The 17,920-nt window shown below is 59.9% G+C and carries 12 protein-coding genes; 5 read left to right on the top strand and 7 right to left on the bottom strand.

The genetic code is table 11. From position 1 onward, the window contains the following. Positions 1–64: 64 nt before the first annotated feature. Entirely contained in the window at positions 65–2,647 is a 2,583-nt protein-coding gene (gene clpB, locus VF436_RS04105; RefSeq protein WP_330902711.1) for an ATP-dependent chaperone ClpB, read from the bottom strand. 255 nt (positions 2,648–2,902) lie between these two features. Between clpB and otsB the strand changes: the two genes are divergently transcribed. From otsB to otsA, 3 genes are all read left to right on the top strand, one after another. After that, the gene (gene otsB, locus VF436_RS04100) at positions 2,903–3,646 is read left to right on the top strand and encodes a trehalose-phosphatase (protein WP_330902710.1); all 744 of its coding nucleotides are present in this window, start codon (positions 2,903–2,905) and stop codon (positions 3,644–3,646) included. Continuing rightward, positions 3,618–5,441, top strand: a complete 1,824-nt coding sequence (locus VF436_RS04095) for a glycoside hydrolase family 15 protein (RefSeq protein ID WP_330902726.1) — start codon at positions 3,618–3,620, stop codon at positions 5,439–5,441. The genes otsB and VF436_RS04095 overlap by 29 nt, the downstream gene beginning before the upstream one ends. Positions 5,442–5,596: 155 nt before the next feature. After that, positions 5,597–6,961 carry an alpha,alpha-trehalose-phosphate synthase (UDP-forming) gene (gene otsA, locus VF436_RS04090; protein WP_330902709.1) on the top strand — a complete coding sequence of 455 codons (1,365 nt, stop codon included), beginning with the start codon at positions 5,597–5,599 and terminating at the stop codon, positions 6,959–6,961. A 153-nt stretch (positions 6,962–7,114) separates the two neighbouring features. Here the strand turns inward: otsA and pgeF are convergent, their stop codons facing one another. Then, positions 7,115–7,885, bottom strand: a complete 771-nt coding sequence (gene pgeF, locus VF436_RS04085; protein ID WP_330902708.1) for a peptidoglycan editing factor PgeF — start codon at positions 7,883–7,885, stop codon at positions 7,115–7,117. Beyond that, complete coding sequence (gene rluD, locus VF436_RS04080; protein ID WP_330902707.1) at positions 7,872–8,846, bottom strand: 23S rRNA pseudouridine(1911/1915/1917) synthase RluD; 975 nt, start codon at positions 8,844–8,846, stop codon at positions 7,872–7,874. The genes pgeF and rluD overlap by 14 nt, the downstream gene beginning before the upstream one ends. Before the next feature lie 183 nt (positions 8,847–9,029). Between rluD and VF436_RS04075 the strand changes: the two genes are divergently transcribed. After that, the gene (locus VF436_RS04075) at positions 9,030–9,866 is read left to right on the top strand and encodes an outer membrane protein assembly factor BamD (protein ID WP_330902706.1); all 837 of its coding nucleotides are present in this window, start codon (positions 9,030–9,032) and stop codon (positions 9,864–9,866) included. A gap of 76 nt (positions 9,867–9,942) precedes the next feature. Here VF436_RS04075 and VF436_RS04070 read toward each other — a convergent pair whose 3' ends face one another. The 3 genes from VF436_RS04070 to VF436_RS04060 all read right to left on the bottom strand — a co-directional run bounded on the left by VF436_RS04070 (position 9,943) and on the right by VF436_RS04060 (position 13,781). Then, complete coding sequence (locus VF436_RS04070; RefSeq protein ID WP_330902705.1) at positions 9,943–10,710, bottom strand: GNAT family N-acetyltransferase; 768 nt, start codon at positions 10,708–10,710, stop codon at positions 9,943–9,945. Between the two features lie 676 nt (positions 10,711–11,386). Continuing rightward, on the bottom strand, positions 11,387–13,012 hold the full coding sequence (locus VF436_RS04065; protein WP_330902704.1) for an NAD+ synthase: 1,626 nt from the start codon (positions 13,010–13,012) through the stop codon (positions 11,387–11,389). Between the two features lie 100 nt (positions 13,013–13,112). Then, positions 13,113–13,781, bottom strand: coding sequence for an outer membrane protein (locus tag VF436_RS04060; protein ID WP_330902703.1), 669 nt, complete (start codon positions 13,779–13,781; stop codon positions 13,113–13,115). A gap of 1,140 nt (positions 13,782–14,921) precedes the next feature. Between VF436_RS04060 and VF436_RS04055 the strand changes: the two genes are divergently transcribed. Then, on the top strand, positions 14,922–16,838 hold the full coding sequence (locus tag VF436_RS04055; protein ID WP_330902702.1) for an RICIN domain-containing protein: 1,917 nt from the start codon (positions 14,922–14,924) through the stop codon (positions 16,836–16,838). 458 nt (positions 16,839–17,296) lie between these two features. Here VF436_RS04055 and VF436_RS04050 read toward each other — a convergent pair whose 3' ends face one another. Beyond that, on the bottom strand, positions 17,297–17,914 hold the full coding sequence (locus VF436_RS04050) for a LysE/ArgO family amino acid transporter (protein WP_330902701.1): 618 nt from the start codon (positions 17,912–17,914) through the stop codon (positions 17,297–17,299). Positions 17,915–17,920 lie beyond the last annotated feature (6 nt).

The raw sequence follows: 17,920 nt of genomic DNA, 5'->3' as shown, positions 1-17,920 counted from the left end.
CTTTTGAAGGCAAAAAAATCCCGGCAAAAGCCGGGATTTCTGTACGTCGTTCGTGCCGTTTTTTTCAGGCTTTACGGAAGCTCAGATGGTTGCCCTCGGTTTCGACGGTGATCGTGTCGCCAGCCGTAAAACGCCCTTCCAGGATCTCCCTGGCCAACGGGTTTTCCAATTGTTGCTGGATGGCGCGTTTGAGCGGCCGCGCTCCGTAGACCGGGTCGAAGCCCACGTTACCAAGCAGGTCCAGCGCCTTATCATCGATCTGCATGGCCAATTGACGTTCAGCCAGCCGCTTTTCCAGATAGGCGAGCTGGATCCTGGCGATCGCACGAATCTGTGCTTTCTCCAGCGGACGGAACACCACTAGCTCATCGAGGCGGTTGATGAATTCCGGCCGAAAATGCGCTTGCACGACACCAAGCACGGACGCCTTCATTTGCAAGTACTCAGCCTCCGTATCGCTGGAGTGCTCCTGGATCATCTGCGACCCCAAGTTCGAGGTCATCACGATCACCGTGTTGCGGAAATCCACAGTGCGCCCCTGTCCGTCCGTCAGACGCCCGTCGTCAAGTACCTGCAACAGGATGTTGAACACATCCGGGTGTGCCTTCTCCACCTCGTCCAGCAGAATCACACTGTATGGCCGGCGACGCACTGCCTCGGTGAGATAGCCTCCCTCCTCGTAACCGACATAACCCGGAGGCGCGCCAATCAGACGGCTGACCGAATGTTTCTCCATGAACTCACTCATGTCGATACGCACCATGGCGTCCTGCGTGTCGAACAAGAACTCGGCCAAGGCCTTGCACAGTTCCGTCTTGCCCACGCCTGTCGGCCCAAGAAACAAAAATGAGCCATAGGGACGATTGGGATCGGAAAGACCGGCCCGCGCGCGACGGATGGCATCGGACACGGCACGCACGGCCTCATCCTGGCCAACCACGCGATGGTGCAGAGCCGACTCCATGTGCAGAAGCTTCTCTCGCTCGCCTTCGAGCATCTTGCTGACCGGAATGCCCGTCCAGCGTGAGACGACCTCGGCGATCTCTTCGTCGGTGACGCGATCCTGCACCAGCTTGAAATCCTGCTTTTCTGCCGCCTGCGCGGCAGCCAGCTGCTTTTCCAGCTCCGGCAGGCGACCGTATTGGATCTCGCTCATCCGCGCATAGTCCTGCTTGCGCTGCGCGGTTTCCAGATCCACGCGCGCCTGCTCGATCTGCTCCTTGACCTTCGTCGCCCCTTGCAGCGCGGCCTTTTCGGATTTCCAGACTTCATCGAGGTCGGAAAACTCGCGCTCAAGCTTATCGATATCAGTGTCCAGGTCGGCCAGGCGTTTACGCGACGCTTCATCGGTTTCCTTCTTGAGCATCTCGCGCTGGATCTTCAACTGGATCAGGCGGCGCTCCAGGCGATCGAGTTCCTCCGGCTTGGAATCGATTTCCATGCGGATGCGCGACGCGGCCTCATCCATCAGGTCGATGGCCTTGTCCGGCAACTGGCGATCGGTGATGTAACGATTGGACAGCGTCGCCGCCGCCACAATGGCCGGATCGGTGATTTCCACGCCATGATGCACGGCGTAGCGCTCCTTGAGCCCGCGCAGGATCGCAATGGTGTCTTCCACGCTGGGCTCGCCGACAAATACTTTCTGGAAGCGACGCTCCAGCGCTGCATCCTTTTCGATGAACTTCCGATATTCGTCCAGGGTGGTGGCGCCAATGCAATTCAATTCGCCTCGCGCCAGCGCTGGCTTGAGCATGTTGCCAGCATCCATCGCGCCATCGGCCTTGCCCGCGCCCACCATGGTGTGCAGTTCATCGATGAACAGGATCACCCGGCCCTCCTGCTTGGCCAGGTCGTTGAGCACGCCCTTGAGGCGTTCCTCGAATTCGCCGCGGAACTTGGCTCCCGCAATCAGCGCCCCCATGTCCAGCGCCAGTACGCGGCGATCACGCAGTCCCTCCGGCACTTCGCCCTTGACGATGCGTTGTGCGAGCCCTTCGACGATAGCGGTCTTACCCACGCCGGGCTCACCGATCAACACCGGGTTGTTTTTGGTACGACGCTGCAATACCTGGATGGTTCGGCGAATTTCCTCATCGCGGCCGATGACAGGGTCGAGCTTGCCACTCTCGGCACGCGACGTCAGATCGACGCAATACTTCTCCAGCGCCTGGCGCTGGTCTTCGGCGCCTTCGCTTTGCACTTTTTCGCCGCCACGCAGCTTGTCGATCGCAGCCTCAAGATTTGCCTTGGTCGCACCAGCAGCCTTCAGGGCAGCACCAAGCTCGCCCTTGTCTTCAAGTGCTGCCAGCACGAATAACTCGCTGGCAATGAACTGGTCGCCGCGCTGCTGGGCCAGCTTGTCGGTCAAGTTGAGCAGCCGCGTCAATTCATTACCTACGTGTACATTGCCTTCTTCCCCGCTGACCTTGGGCAGGCGCTCCAGCTGCTCGGCGACCCGCTGTCTCAAGGCCGGCACATTGACCTGAGCCTGGGTCAACAACGGTGCCGTCGAGCCACCCTGCTGATCGAGCAGGGTCGCCATGACATGCGCCGGTTCGAGCATGTTGTGATCGCGGCCCACGGCCAGCGACTGTGCGTCAGCCAGCGCCTGCTGGAAACGCGACGTAAGTTTGTCCATTCGCATGGAAGGTATCCCCGCTCAAAGATCAAGTCATTTTGGCGTCATTCGCCACTGCGCATGGATGTATGGACATGGATTTAACGCTTCAAGCGTCCCGGGCGCCAGTCAGCAAGATTTTGTTTAGGTGAAGGGAGCTCTTCACATGTGCTTTGCTACGGTAATCGGGTGTCTGTGCCACTTATTTGTCCCGCCATGCCCGCATCTTCGCCGCTGCCGGCGCCACCCCTGCCGTCAGGGCAGGATCCATGGGCGCTCTTTTTGGATGTCGACGGTAGCCTGATCGACTTTGTCGATCGCCCGGACCAGGTCCAGGTCGGCCAGGACCTGCTCGATATACTGCACCGTGCCTGTGGCGCCCTGGGTGGCGCATTGGCGCTGGTCAGCGGCCGGCCGATCGAGGACCTGATGCGCTTGTTTCATCAGCCGGCCTGGGCCATGGCCGGTATCCACGGCCTGCAATTGCGGCACGCCGATGGTGCGCGCCGCGATATCGAGCTCGATCACGCCGAACGGCAGCGATTACGCCACGCCGCGGACGCCTTGGCGTCACAGATCCCAGGCATCGTCGTGGAAGATAAAGGCATCGCCGTGGCCCTGCACGATCGCCGTAGCGACCCGGCCATGCCGCTCCTAAGCGAGGCAGTGGACGCACTATTGCTGGAGTTGCCCGATTACGAAGCGCAGCCAGGCCATCGCGTCATCGAGATCAAGCCGGCAGGCATGGACAAGGGACGGGCGGTAGCCGAACTGTTGCAGCGTGCGCCGTTCCAGGGACGCGTACCGGTCTATGTCGGTGACGACTTCACCGACGAGCACGGCTTCGCCACGGCCAACCTGGAGAATGGCATCAGCGTTCGCGTGGGTTCCCGTGAGCCCACCCTGGCCCAATACACCCTGGCCGGGCCTGCCGCCGTGCAGGCCTGGCTGATCCATGTTCTCAATGCCCTGGGAGTCACGTTGCATGACCGATTCGATGGAGGAAATCGCGTTCGCCCCGGCTGAGGCAAAAGGCGGTCCGCAGGCCGACCTGTCTCTGGGCGTCATCGGCAATGGCAGCGTTGCCGCGCTGATCGATGCGCAAGCCCGCATCGTATGGTGCTGCCTGCCGCGATTCGATACCGATGCCAGCTTCTGTGCCCTGCTTTCACCCAAACGCGAAGGTGGCGACTGGAGCATCGCGCTGGAGGATTTCGACCGCGCCGAGCAGCAATACCTGCCAAATACGGCCGTTTTGCAGACGCGCCTGTACGACAAGCATGGCGGCGCGATCGAGATTGTGGATTTCGCCCCGCGCTTCAGGGCACACGGGCGGTTCTATCATCCGGTATTGATTGCCCGGCGCGTGCGGCCCCTGTCCGGTTCGCCGCGCATCCGAGTGCTGCTGCGCCCGTTGTGTGACTACGGCGCGCGCGCGCCCCAGACTACCTCCGGCAGCAACCATATCCGCTATATGCTCAGCGACGTGGTGATGCGACTGACCTCCGACGTGGCGACACCACTGATCGAGCGCGGCTTGCCGTTCGGGCTGGATCGCGCGGCCCATTTTGTCCTGGGCCCGGACGAGACACTCACGCAAGGTCCGGCCGAGTTCATCCATCACACCCTGGACAGCACGATCGCCTACTGGCGTGACTGGGTCCGGTACCTGTCCATTCCTTACGAGTGGCAGACGCATGTTATTCGTGCTGCCATCACCCTGAAGCTATGCCAATACGAAGCGACAGGTGCCATTGTAGCGGCGCTGACGACATCGATCCCCGAGTCACCAGACTCGTCGCGCAACTGGGACTACCGTTATTGCTGGCTACGTGACGCGGCATTCACCGTGCGAGCGCTCAATCGACTGGGCGCTACCCGCACGATGGAGGAATACATCCGCTATGTATTCAACCTCGTGGCCGCTGATGACGACCAGGAGATCGGACCGGTCTTTGGCATCCTGTTCGAACATGAATTGAAGGAAATCCAGGTCGAAGCCCTGGCCGGCTATCGCGGCATGGGCCCGGTGCGTGTCGGTAACGACGCATGGCGTCAGCGCCAGAATGACGTCTATGGCTCGGTGGTGCTGGCTTCCGCGCAACTGTTTTTCGACCAGCGCCTGGAAACCCGGGGTGACCAGCGTACATTCACCCGTATGGAACGCATGGGCGAATTAGCCTTGCGCATGGCCGAGCAACCGGATGCAGGATTATGGGAATTTCGTGGTCGGGCGCATGTGCACACCTATTCGGCAGCGATGTGCTGGGCAGCCTGTGATCGGCTGGCGCACATCGCCACCGAACTGGGACTGGACGAGCGCGCCCGCTATTGGCACGACGAAGCCGTCGCGTTGCACGAACGCATCGTGGCACGCGCATGGAATGAAGAAAAGGGCCATTTTGCCGATGCCTACGATGGCGAGCGCCTGGATGCCAGCTTGCTGTTGCTGGCCGACATCGGCTTTCTCCAGGCCAGCGATCCGCGGTTCATCGCCACTGTGGAGGCGATCGGCAAGGAACTTGGCCGCGGCAATTACATGTTCCGCTATATCGCACCGGACGACTTCGGCGAACCGGAGACAAGCTTCAACATATGCACCTTTTGGTACATCGAAGCACTCGCCGCTATCGGCCGCCGCGACCAGGCCCGCGCCATGTTCGAAAATATGCTCTCCCGGCTCAATCCGCTGGGCTTATTGTCGGAAGATATCGCTCCGCAGACCGGCGAGCACTGGGGCAATTTCCCGCAGACTTATTCACTGGTTGGCCTGATCCAGGCCGCGATGAGGCTGTCGCGTCGCTGGGAAGATGCAATGTAACGAAGGTAAAGCCGGCGGCTGCGCTGCCTGAAAAGTCGCTCGCGATGCTCGCTGCAAAGGGTAGAGAGGGGAGCCGGGGGCGAGTTGTTGATCTTCCTCCTTACCCTTTACAGGCGGCGTCCCCGCCCCATTCACGCACTCCAAAGAGGAATCCCATGTCTCGCCTGATCGTCGTCTCAAACCGCGTTGCCATGCCCAACCAGACCGCTACCGGCGGGTTGGCATCGGCCATGCGCGATGCGTTGCGTGAGCGCGGTGGGTTGTGGTTTGGCTGGAGCGGGAAGACCGGCAAGCACACGGCCGGAGAACTGCACCGCCTCAAGGACGGCCCGGTCGAATACGCCACGATCGATCTGTCAAAGGATGATCATGATCACTTCTACGATGGCTACGCCAATCGCACGCTCTGGCCGCTTCTGCACTACCGGCCCGACCTGGTCGATTACAACCGTGGCCATCTGGACGGCTATTTACGAGTTAATACCCTGTTCGCCGAGCGGCTGGTCGAACTGATCGAACCGGGCGATCTGATCTGGATCAATGACTACCATCTCATTCCGCTTGCCTCGATGCTGCGTGAGCGCGGCGTGCGCAACCGGATCGGCTTCTTCCTGCACACGCCCCTGCCAGCGGCGGGCCTGCTGATCGCCCTGCCGCACCATCGTGAGCTGCTGGAAACATTGTCCAGCTACGATCTGATCGGGCTGCACACCGCGCGCGACCTGCGCGCCCTGGAAGACTATTTCCTGCACGAAGCCCATGCCGTCATGCGGCCAGGTCATCGCATGCGCGCGGAAAATGGACGCATTTTCCGCGCCGGGGTGTTTCCGATCGGCATCGACACCAAGCAGGTCGCGGACATGGCCAGACACTCGATCGACCAGGAAGAAGTACGGCAGTTGAGCGCCAGCCTGGACGGACGCGCCCTGATCATCGGCGTCGATCGCCTGGACTACTCCAAAGGCTTGCCAGAGCGCTTCCATGCCTATGAACGCCTGCTTGAACGCGCCTCGGATTTCCACCGCAAGGTGACTTTCCTGCAGATTGCTCCACCCTCACGTACGACGGTGCCGGAATATCGCCAGATCCGCCGTGACCTGGAGCGCAGCGCAGGACACATCAACGGCGTTTATGCCGCTCCCGATTGGGTACCGATCCGCTACGTCAACAACTCGTTCCCCCATTCCGTACTCAGCGGCTACTACCGTGTCGCACGCGTAGGACTGATCACGCCCTTGCGTGATGGCATGAACCTGGTGGCCAAGGAATACGTAGCCAGCCAGAACCCCAAGGACCCCGGGGTACTCGTACTATCCCGCTTTGCGGGCGCCGCACAGGAGCTGACGCAAGCCCTGCTGGTCAATCCGGCCGACACCGAGGAAGTGACCGACGCGTTGGAGCGTGCATTGAAGATGCCGCTGAAAGAGCGCCGCAATCGCTGGCACGCCATGATGGAGACCTTACAGCAGCAAGACATCACCGCGTGGCGTATCTCTTTTCTCGACGCACTGGCCGCATGAGCACGGAGGACCTGGAAACGGGTGACGGGGATGCAAGTCCGACAGCCATGGACAAACCTTCGAAGTTACGATGGCTTTAACGCAAGCTGGATGGCTGGACTCAAGTAGCCGGCTTTCGCGCCGCCAACACCCATCTCCCGCCTACCGCCGCGGCTACCCTTCCAGCCAGACCAGCGACGCAAACCGTCCGCTTCTGGCGCCCTCCCTGCGATAGGAATAGAACCGCTCATCGGTGCGCGTATCGAAGTCACCACCAAAAATCTGCGGCACGCCCATCCGTACCAGTCGATGGCGCGCGAGGCCCGCCATGTCGCATAGCCAATGCCCGGGTCGGGTAGCCTGGAAATAATCAGTGGCCGAGGCATCGACGTGCACGAAGGCATCCCGTACCGGCGCGTCGATTTCATAGGAGGCGGTACCGATGCAGGGACCGATCCAGGCCGTCACGCGTTGCGGCGATACCTGCATCTGCTCGACGGTCGCCTCCAGCACCCCAGCGGCCAGGCCTTTCCAGCCGGCATGTGCCGCGCCGATCTGGTGCCCGTCATCGCTGGCAAACAGTACAGGCACGCAATCGGCGGTCAGGATGGCCAATACGGTCCCCGGCACCCGGGAAACCGCGGCATCAGCCTGAGGCTCATGCTCCCCGGATAATGGACCCAGATCGGCTACCACCGTGCCATGTACCTGCTGAAGCCAGCGCGGCGTCGAAGGCAGGCCCAGCGCCTCACGCAGTGCGCATCGGTTGGCGACGACAGCGTCGATGTTGTCGCCACTGCTCAGGCCCAGGTTGAAACGCTCGAATGGCGGGGCGGACACGCCCGGGCCATGGCGTGTGGTGACCGCGGCCCGGATACCTCGCGGCGCCGGCCAATCGGGAAACACCCAGGCCAGGTCGCCCATACCCGGCTCAATAGTCGTCATGGCCGTGAACGGACAGGTCGCTGCGCAAGGCATCGATCAGGGCCTGCTGGTCGGCCGGGCGCTCGGCCGCGAACGACAACGGCTCGCTCGTGACCGGGTGTTCAAACGCCAGCCGCTCCGCATGCAGCGCCTGACGACGAAATCCTCGCAGGGCCGCGACCAGCTCGGGCGAGGCGCCCTTGGGGAGCTTCAGGCCGCCGCCATACAGGGGATCACCCACCAGCGGATGATTGATATGGGTCATGTGCACGCGGATCTGGTGGGTACGCCCCGTCTCCAGGCTGCATTGCAGCAGGCTGTGTGCGCGAAAACGCTCGCGCAGCCGGTAATGGGTGACGGCGTGCTTGCCGTCCTCCTCGTCACGCACGGCCTGGCGCAGCCGATCGCCCATATGGCGGCCTATCGGCGCATCCACCGTGCCGCCGGCCACCAAGGTTCCCACCACGACCGCCTCGTACTGGCGCTCCACTTCGTGCCGGGACAGCATGTCCACCAAGCCGGTATGGGCCGCCAGCGTGCGCGCGACCACCATCAAGCCCGATGTGTCCTTGTCCAGGCGGTGCACGATACCACCGCGCGGAAGCTCGGCCAGCCGGGCGTCATGGTGCAGCAAGGCATTGAGCACGGTGCCGGCCGGGTTGCCGGCTCCCGGGTGCACGACCAGCCCTGCGGGCTTGTTGAGCACCAGCAGGTAATCATCCTCGTGAACGATGTCCAGGGCGATATCCTCGGGCTGGGAGGTGACTTCGGCGGCCAGTTCGGCCTCCACGACGACCTTTTCTCCCCCCCTGAGCAGGTATCGAGGCGGCATATGGGTGCCATCCAGGGTCACCGCCCCCTCCTTGATCCAGCCGGTCAGCCGGGAACGGGAATAATCGGGGAACATATCGGCCAGGGTCTGGTCAAACCTGCGACCTGCCGCCGACAAGGGGACGATGGCTTCGTGGCGAACTACAGTCATGGAGCAAAACTCACGGCTCGGGGATATGGACACTCGCAGGACATCCCGCAAGCTGGCAGGCGGCCGGGCAAAGAGGACCTTGGGGAGGACACCGGCGGGAAAACCGTCGGATCCACCGCCCAAGTCCCGAGTCCCGGCGCTATAGGCTATCATCCACCGTTCGACACTCAGAAATCCGACCCCATGCGCGTAACCAAGCCGGCCCTGAAACTCCTCATTGTGCTCGTCATCGCCGTGGCGATGAGCAGTTGCTCGATGTTCCGCCACAAGCGCGACAACGTGGACACGATGCCGGTGGAGAAGCTCTACGCCTTTGCGCACAACTCGCTGGAGAACGCCGACTATGCGGCGGCGACCAAGGCCTATCAGCGCCTGATCGCCCGCTTCCCTTCCGGCGACTACAACGAGCAGGCCCAGCTTGACCTGGCGTACTCGCAGTACAAGGACAACCAACCGGATGACGCATATTCCACGATCAACCGGTTCATCAAGACCTATCCCACGCAGCAACATGTCGATTACGCCTACTACCTGCGCGGCTTGATCAACTTCGACCGCACCAGCGGCGCCATCGAGCGTCTGATGCATCGTGACGAGAACCAGACGCGCCGCGACCAGGGCTACAACCTGCAAGCGTTCGACGATTTCTCCGAACTGACCCGCCGCTTTCCTGACAGTGCCTATTCGACCGACGCCCGCCAGCGCATGATCTACCTGCGCAACGTGCTCGCCCAGTTCGAAATCAACGTCGCCGAGTTCTACCTGCGCAATAAGGCCTATATCGCGTCGGCCAACCGGGCGCAGTACGTGATCGAGCACTACCAACAGGCCCCGCAGACCGGGGACGCGTTGGCCATTCTGACCCGCAGCTACATCGCGCTGAATCAGAAGAGCCTGGCCGACCAGACGCGCCAGGTGCTGGCTTTGAACTACCCGGATCATCCATACCTGAAAGATGCCAAGTGGCCGCATCCGCCGTCCACGCTGCGCAAGATGATTCCGTTCTCGGGGCATCACTGATCGCCAGCAAGGCTGACGACGAGATCGAACGAGCGACAATCCGAGGCCGGCAGTGCTTGCCACTGCCGGCCTTTTTTCATGCTGAAACCGTGAGAAGCCGGCCGAACCGGATAAAGCCCGCACGGCGGTAGACGCGATCCTCGTTGGCCTGCTCGGTCATCAGGAAAGGACATTCCACTCCCTGCACGAAGGCATGATCGGCCAGTAGCGCGGTCATGGCGCGCCCGATACCACGACGGCGGGCCTGCGAGGCCACGCCGAGAGCGGCGATCTCGGTCACTCCATCGACCGGAGGCGTATAAAGACCGGCGCCGAGCGGCGAACCCTCTGGGCAACATGCCAGGGCCACGGCGCCACCCTGGTCCACCACTTGGTGAAGCCGCTCCACGTCAGCCTCGCTGGTGTGCGTGAAGCCGTAAGCATGGTTCTGCACCGTAGCGGCCGCATGCAGTTCGGCCTCCGACTCGGCCAATGTCCAGGCGACACCGTCCAGGTCGCAATCGGCAACCAGTTGATCGCGCGCACAAGTCATCAGCGACAACGGCGGTGCGATGATGAAATCCTGCGCCTGCAATTGGGCCAGCAACGCAGGAGCCAGTTCATCAATGTACTCCAGGCGCGGGGTCCGGCGTCGGCGCAGGAACATATCCTTGAGCATGCTGACGGCAAAACGGCCAGCCAGCGCGCCATCATCGGGCATAGCATAATTGCGTGCAGGCACATCGCTATTGGGGTCGAACGTAACGGTGAACGGGGCCAGCCGCTGCACTTCACCCTGTGCACCCATGCGGGCACGCAAATAGGCTGCAACACGGCGCAGGGCTGTGTGTTCATGCGTAGTCATAAGTCGGGCACTTCTTTTGGCAGCACGCGTGCGCGCGACCTTAAAGGCCGCCACACAACGCAAACGATTCAACCGCACCGATCAGGCGCGGGACGAAAACTGCTGGGACACGCGTCCTTTAGGGACGGAGATCGTCAGGCTCGGAAGCGCTGTATCGACGAATCGATCAGCAGGCGGCAAGCAGCCGGTGAGTGACGATGGACGCGTGCGTGGCGATGTAAATCATGAGCGCACTCCTCGTGAGTGAGGATGCGGATAATTATTGAACCGGACGATCCCGTCAAGTGCAGAACGTGGACCGTCGCGGCTCCGCAGATCCAGAGCCCAGCCTGCGGCCAGGCCGCTTCGCGACTGAAGTCGCTCCTGCATGAGAGCCTGGGCAAATCGTGATCAATGCGTACTAAGTGCCTGAAGACAAAACGTCAAAATAGACTTGTCCACAGGTTTGCGCCAGCCACATCCACAGCGGCTGTGGAAAACATTCGCGCTTCGTCGATGGCCAGCAACCACATCGCTGATCGATTCACGTACGAGCGACTTCAGTCGCGATGCAAGTCGCGGCTTGGAAGTTGACAGCGCCAGTCTGCGTCTACACCCCAGACCGCTTCGCGAACAAAATCGCTCCTGAGCGCTCGATGTTTCCCGGGGTAACGAGGGTGTCGACGTCGGGGTGAGATCACTTCCAGCCGGAGGTGATCGGGTAACGACGTTCCCGCCCGAAAGCCTTCGTTGTGACCCTGGGCCCCGGTGCGGACTGCCGTCGCTTGAATTCGTTGATCAACACCAGGCGTACGACACGACGTACGGTCTCAGGATCGAAACCATGCTCGGCTATCTCTGCCTGCGACTCCTCGCCTTCGATGAAGCGTTCGAGGATGGCATCGAGTTCGTCATAAGGCGGCAGGGAATCCTGGTCGGTCTGGTTGTCGCGCAGCTCCGCCGAGGGCGGACGCTCGATGACTTCCGGGGGGATGGCCCAACCACCCTCGCCGGCCACGCTGTTGCGCCACTGCGAAAGGCGATAGACCACGGTTTTGTATACATCTTTCAACGGTGCGTACGCGCCGCACATGTCACCGTAAAGCGTGGCGTAACCCACCGCCATTTCGCTCTTGTTGCCGGTGGCCAACAACAGGCGACCGTGCTTGTTGGACAGGGCCATCAACATCACGCCGCGAGTGCGTGACTGCAGGTTCTCTTCGGTAATATCCGGCCCCTTACCATCAAAGGCCGGTGTCAGGGCATCGACGAATGACTGATAGGTCTCCTCGATGGAAATCACGTGGTAGGCGACACCGAGTTTCTCCGCTTGCACGCGTGCGCCATCGAGCGACAACTGCGAGGTGTACCGTGAGGGCATCATGATGGCGGTCACCCGCTCAGGCCCTAACGCATCGACGGCCAACGCCAGCGTCAACGCTGAATCGATACCCCCGGAAAGACCCAGCAGCACACCGCTGAAACCGTTCTTGTTGATGTAGTCAGCAATGCCTCGCACCAAAGCCCGATACAGGGTGCTCTCTGCGGGCTGTTCATCGGCGGCGGGCCAATCCTGAGGGCTGAATGTCCGCGTCTGCGGATCGAATCGGGCCCATAACAAAGTGTCGGCAAACGTCGGCGCCCGCGCAGCGATGCTGCCATCGCCGTTGATCAGCACCGAACCACCGTCATACACGACCTCGTCCTGGCCGCCCACCATGTTCACGTAGGCAATGGCGCAACCTGTCTCGCGGGCGCGCGCCACCAGCACCTCCTCGCGCGTCTGTTGCTTGGCGCGGTCCCACGGCGAAGCATTGATCACAACCAGCAATTCGGCTCCAGCTGCCGCGGCCGCAGCAGCTGGCTCGGCCTCCCAGACGTCTTCGCAGATCAACGCCCCCACCGTGACGCCATGGATCGAGGCGACCTGCGTTTCGTGTCCGGGACGGAAATAGCGCTTGTCGTCGAATACACCGTAATTGGGCAACGCCTGCTTGTGAGCGGACCACTCCACTTTGCCATGACGAAGCAGTGCGGCAGCGTTGTATACCTCGCCTTCGCTGTGCGGGTATCCGACCAGGGCGGCGACACCATCGGTTTCGCGCGCAATGGCCTGCAGTTCGCTCTCGCAAGCGCTAAGGAAACTCGGCCGCAGAAGCAGGTCTTCCGGAGGATAGCCACTGAGCGTCAACTCCGGAAAGGCAATCAACGCTGCACCGCCAGCCTTGGCCTGCCCCAACAGTTCACGAACTCTGGCCGCATTGGCGGCAACCGCGCCGACCGGGAAATCGAATTGGGCAAGCGCTAGACGGAACACGGCCATGTGGAACCTGAAACGGCAAGATGGACTTCGCCATATTAGCGCATTGCCCGTCTGACCGAAGACTGCCGAAACAGTCCCCGGCACCTCAACGAAGAAGCGATCAGAACGTCTTGCGCACACCTACGTAGACATTGTGTTCGCCATAGCGCGCCTGCAATTGCTCATCCCGAGCCATGGCGGCATTGGCAAACCGGTTCCTTCCGGTAGAAAACTGCCCTGACCTCACGTAGCGGTAACCCGCATCGAGCACGACATCCGGGGCGACCTGAAGCCCGGCACCCAGGCCCAGGCTATAGGCAGGCCGGAACGTGGTGCGCAGGGCAAACGCCCGATCCGGCCTGGTCTGCCAGCCATCCGCACGAATCCAGGCTCCGCCAACGCCCGCCATGCCATGGATCGAAAGATGAGGAGACACGGCCCAATCGCGATAGACATTGACCATCAAGCGTTGCGCGCGCGTCTTGAGTCGGTTGTCGTTATTGACGAACGGAGCCCACCTAGCCACGTATTGGCCCGTGGACGGCAAGGTGTATTCCAGTTCCGCGCGATATGCCTTGGCAAACGTCATACCCGCCGCTAACGAGCCATTGAAGCGACGCGCATCCTGGGGGGAGGTGACACGATGGCTCACCCGGGGACTGGTTAAAGTCATATCAGTCATCGGGCGCTGGACACCCAATAGCTTGCCACTTACGTAAAAGCCCTCTTGTGCAACCACCGGCACGCTGAAGAGCATGCCGAGCCCGAGGGCAACGATCCTGAAGTCCATATGTTTGACATCCTGTTTTGTATACGCGCGCATCAAGCGACATACGCCGACACCGCAGCGAACATATTACGGACTTCAAACCAGAAAAGGCCCGTTTTCGGGGTTTTTAAATGTTCGCATTTTGCATACCTACCCATACAAAAAGTAATGATCAACCTCGTGATTGAACCACCCCAGCGTGGTCTGCTCCGCAGGTCGGCCGTTCGGCCAGGCGTTCGGCACAGCGAATGGATATGCATGGCGAGCCGCGGCCATCAGCGCACTAGTCCTCCCCCTGGACCGAAGGGCTTGAGCGTACGCAACACTCGCCCCATAGCATCGAGCACGAGTTCTATATACAGACGCCCTTGCCAAGTCCCGGAACTGACCGCACACCCGATCCAGCCGATAGGGCACCACTAGATCGCTGAGCATCGTCTTCGCGCCACATCGGCCGATGAATGCCGTTTCCATCGCCCGATTTCACGCACGTGGTGGACGTAGCGGTTCTCCGTCCCACAACCGTGGATAGCGACGCTTGAAGGCTCGTCTGGCTCCGCTCGCGGCGGCGCCTTGGCCAAATCGGCTCGCCTGGCCGCATGTAGGTCGCAAATCGATGGGACGAGGTGACATTTTGCAGATCGACTGGACGCCACAGATACTCCCTTGTTCCTTAAGAGATGTCCTCATGGCTTGACTCGGCAGTCGAGCTGCGCGTGGGCAAAATACGCTGATGCCTTGCTCAGGATCTCGTTAGCTTGGCGCATCTCAAGCGACTCGTGCGCGCAGGTGGGCAAGCCATCGCGCAGTCCCAGGGCGCGCTCGTCCAGGCGTCCTCCGTTGCACAGTGTCTGCACCACACGACGATCACGACTATCGACCCGATCCTCGCCGACAGCAACATCTTGTCCCTGCGATGCACGAACATCATCCGCGTCGCGCGTTCTCGCGTTCTCGCGTCTCAACAGATTACTTCGCTGACATACTCATTACCCTATCCTCTCAAAGCCCGGAGTCTTCAACCACGCCGGGACAACTCAACGGCAAAAGCCTCACTAAAGCTTGAACCCAGCGCAGCAGTACTTACGGACAAAACCGGCATTCACGCAACTCTCTGACATACATGCTTCTCCTGCGCCATGACGGCGCGAAGGAGTAAACATGTTTAGATGTAAAATGGCAGCCCGAAAAATGGGGATCAATGGAGCACTCGTATTTACTGCGATCATGTCATCGTCAATTTCTACGACGAGCCAAGCATTACCTTCTCAAGTCAAAGTGGTTCCTTTGCGTGAGGTTGCTCTACTTTCCGTGCAACACGGACATGGCGTAACAGCCACCAGAGCACCACTTGAAGCAATATTTCAACCCATCACGCAAACAGACCCCATGCTTATGGAGATCGGCTGGGTGGATGCCAACGCGCTTGATGATCCTGCCGTACGTAACGAGGTGGCGATCATGTTTGACAATGGCATGGCCATTTTTATCTCACGTGACGACCCGTCGATATCGAGCGACATCATAAGCAAGTTGTTTGGAGCTTCATCTGACGTGGAAGCCGCCATCTATCGTCGCGATAGCGAAGGCAGGCTGGAAATCCTTGCCGCGGAACCACTGCCAGGCAACAATTCTGCTTTGGTCAAAGCGACACGAATCGCAGAAGCGCTAGCACACCGTATCACGGAAGAAAAACAAGGCGCACTCTCACTCAAAAATGCTCATTTGCAGCCATTTTCTGCCAAACATTCAAGCCTCGCCTTCAAGATGAAGGATGGCATTCCTGTAGAAGTACCACGCCAAACCGCCCGAGTGATTGTGTACGGCCCAAACGGCGCATCCATCACACAGGATGTAACGATTCTTCGCGACTCTTCCATCAGCCGCGATGTAAAGAAAATTATCGCGACATCGAAGTACAATGCACCCGCTTCGCTGTACGGATTTCAAGCCGGATATTTGCAGATACCAACCATGTACAGACTCACGCAATCACTTCTTGCGCCGGGCACCCAACCAGTACTCACAGAGCAATATCCAGATAGCGATGGCCGAACCGAGATCGACCTCAGTAGTTCTCGCGCCACAAAAACAAGCTATGGCTTCGGTCTTTCCGCGGAACGCTCGGCCGGCCTGCAAGGAAAGGTTCCCTCTGTATCGGCCAAGGCTGGCTTCTCATTTAATTTTGCAAAAGAGTACACAGAAGAAAAAATTATAAAATTCTCGCTAAAAGATTACTACGTCGCCAAATTTGGGAGTTTCGCCAATCCTATCTCATACTCTTATTGGGAGGTTAGCATGGCACCTTTCATACGCGACAAACCAGATTATTTTGGCAGCTCCCCAACCACTGATCGCGTAACACCTCTCATGCAACATTTTGGCGGCGATACCTTCACTGTGTGGGAGGTCCCTGGAGAATTTAGAAATCCGCTGACTATTAGTTCGAACTATGCAATTCGCTATGCGCGATTTGGTAAGAACAAAGGGCTTCCACCCGATCTCTTTAATGGCCCGAAGGCTCAAGTCTCTATTCAAGCAGACTCCCCCTATTTGGAGAGCGAAATTACGGTAATGCTACGCTCAGCAAGCGGTGGCGGCTGCCTTAACAGTGCGACCAATTCGCTGACGGAGTGCCTTGCTGACAATATTTCCCTGCATTGGAATTTCGATGCGGAGAACCGCTATCGCGCCCGTAGAAATCAACAATGTCTTACCGTTGTGCCAGGCAATCGTGTCAACCTGGAGCCATGCAACTTGGCTACCACTCAAAAATTCATTTGGGTCGCCGATCGCATTCACAGCCTGCGCGATGGAGACGACACAACCTTACGGCTTCATGCCGATGGAACCACCATCCGCTATGAGAAATCGACTGCGCAGGCATTCCCAGTCAATCCATTTGACCATCTTTTGAATCCGTGGTCGTCGTATCCTCGCGCCCCTCAAGCGACCGATTTTGTACCTGACATTGAGGTTCGTTTACCGCAAAAAATCCCAAGCGACTGGCCAGAGCTCTACAAGGCAGCATTGGCGAATGAACGATGGGAAGTCATTGTACTGCGTGAAGGCATCTGACGCTGCGTGACGAACTACGGCGTTCATCCAGGACGAGTCAAGACAGGGCCCTGGCTGGAAAGGGCACCTGTCTTTCTTATTTCAAGGTGTTGGCCAGGCCAAGAGGTTGCGTGATCGAGGTAAGCTGAACCTGATGGGTCTAGCGAAGATCAGCACCTGGACACATCTGGCTTTTGAGCACACGTGATCCGGCTCGACGGCATCGACCGTGGCGGAAGTCCTCTCCAACAGAAGGGAGGCGTCCAGCAACGGCAACACGATGCTACATCGACCGCCTTATGATTCATTGAATTCGTAAACCGGCAGCCGCCAGACAAGCGCTTCCAGCCTCCTGCAAGAACTTCTTCTCATTGTCTCCACGAAGCTTCGAAGGGCGCGGATACACCTTGAGGCCGGGTTTTGATGGAGCGACGGGTGCTTTATGTTGATCTGGGCGCCAAAGCGATTCGCCAGAACGATCACGCGCCCACCATCCCTACTATCATCAAAGCGGCCAATACCAGCATCAGTACTGCCACGCCAGCATCCAGCCATTGCCACGCGGAAGGCTTGGTAAACCAAGGCAACAACCATCGGGCCCCAAAACCCAACCCGGCGAACCAGGCAAAACTTGCTGTCACTGCGCCAGCAGTAAACCACGCTCGCTCGCTGCTGTGCGCAAAGCGTGTCGACAGGCTGCCCAGCAATACGACGGTGTCCAGATAGACGTGCGGGTTGAGCAAGGTAAAACCAAGGCAGGTGAGCAGGACGCGCCACCTTCCCCGTGCCATGGCATCACCGGAGCCCCACTGCCCCTGCCCCTGAATCGCTCGTCGCGCCGCAACAATGGCATAGGTCAACAGGAACAACGCGCCAGCAGCCCGGGTGACCTGGAGCAACCAGGGCGTGCCTTGCACCAGGGCACCCATGCCTGCCACGCCCGCCACGATGAGGCATGCGTCGGCCATTGCGCACACCAGCACGACCTGGCCAACGTATTGGCGCATCAGTCCTTGGCGCAGCACGAAGGCATTCTGCGCTCCGATGGCAACGATCAGGCTGGCACCTGCACCAAGACCATACAAGTAAGGATTCATGACACC

Source organism: Dyella sp., assembly GCF_036384435.1.
GTDB lineage: Bacteria > Pseudomonadota > Gammaproteobacteria > Xanthomonadales > Rhodanobacteraceae > GSA-30.
This window is presented reverse-complemented; position numbering and strand designations above follow the sequence as displayed.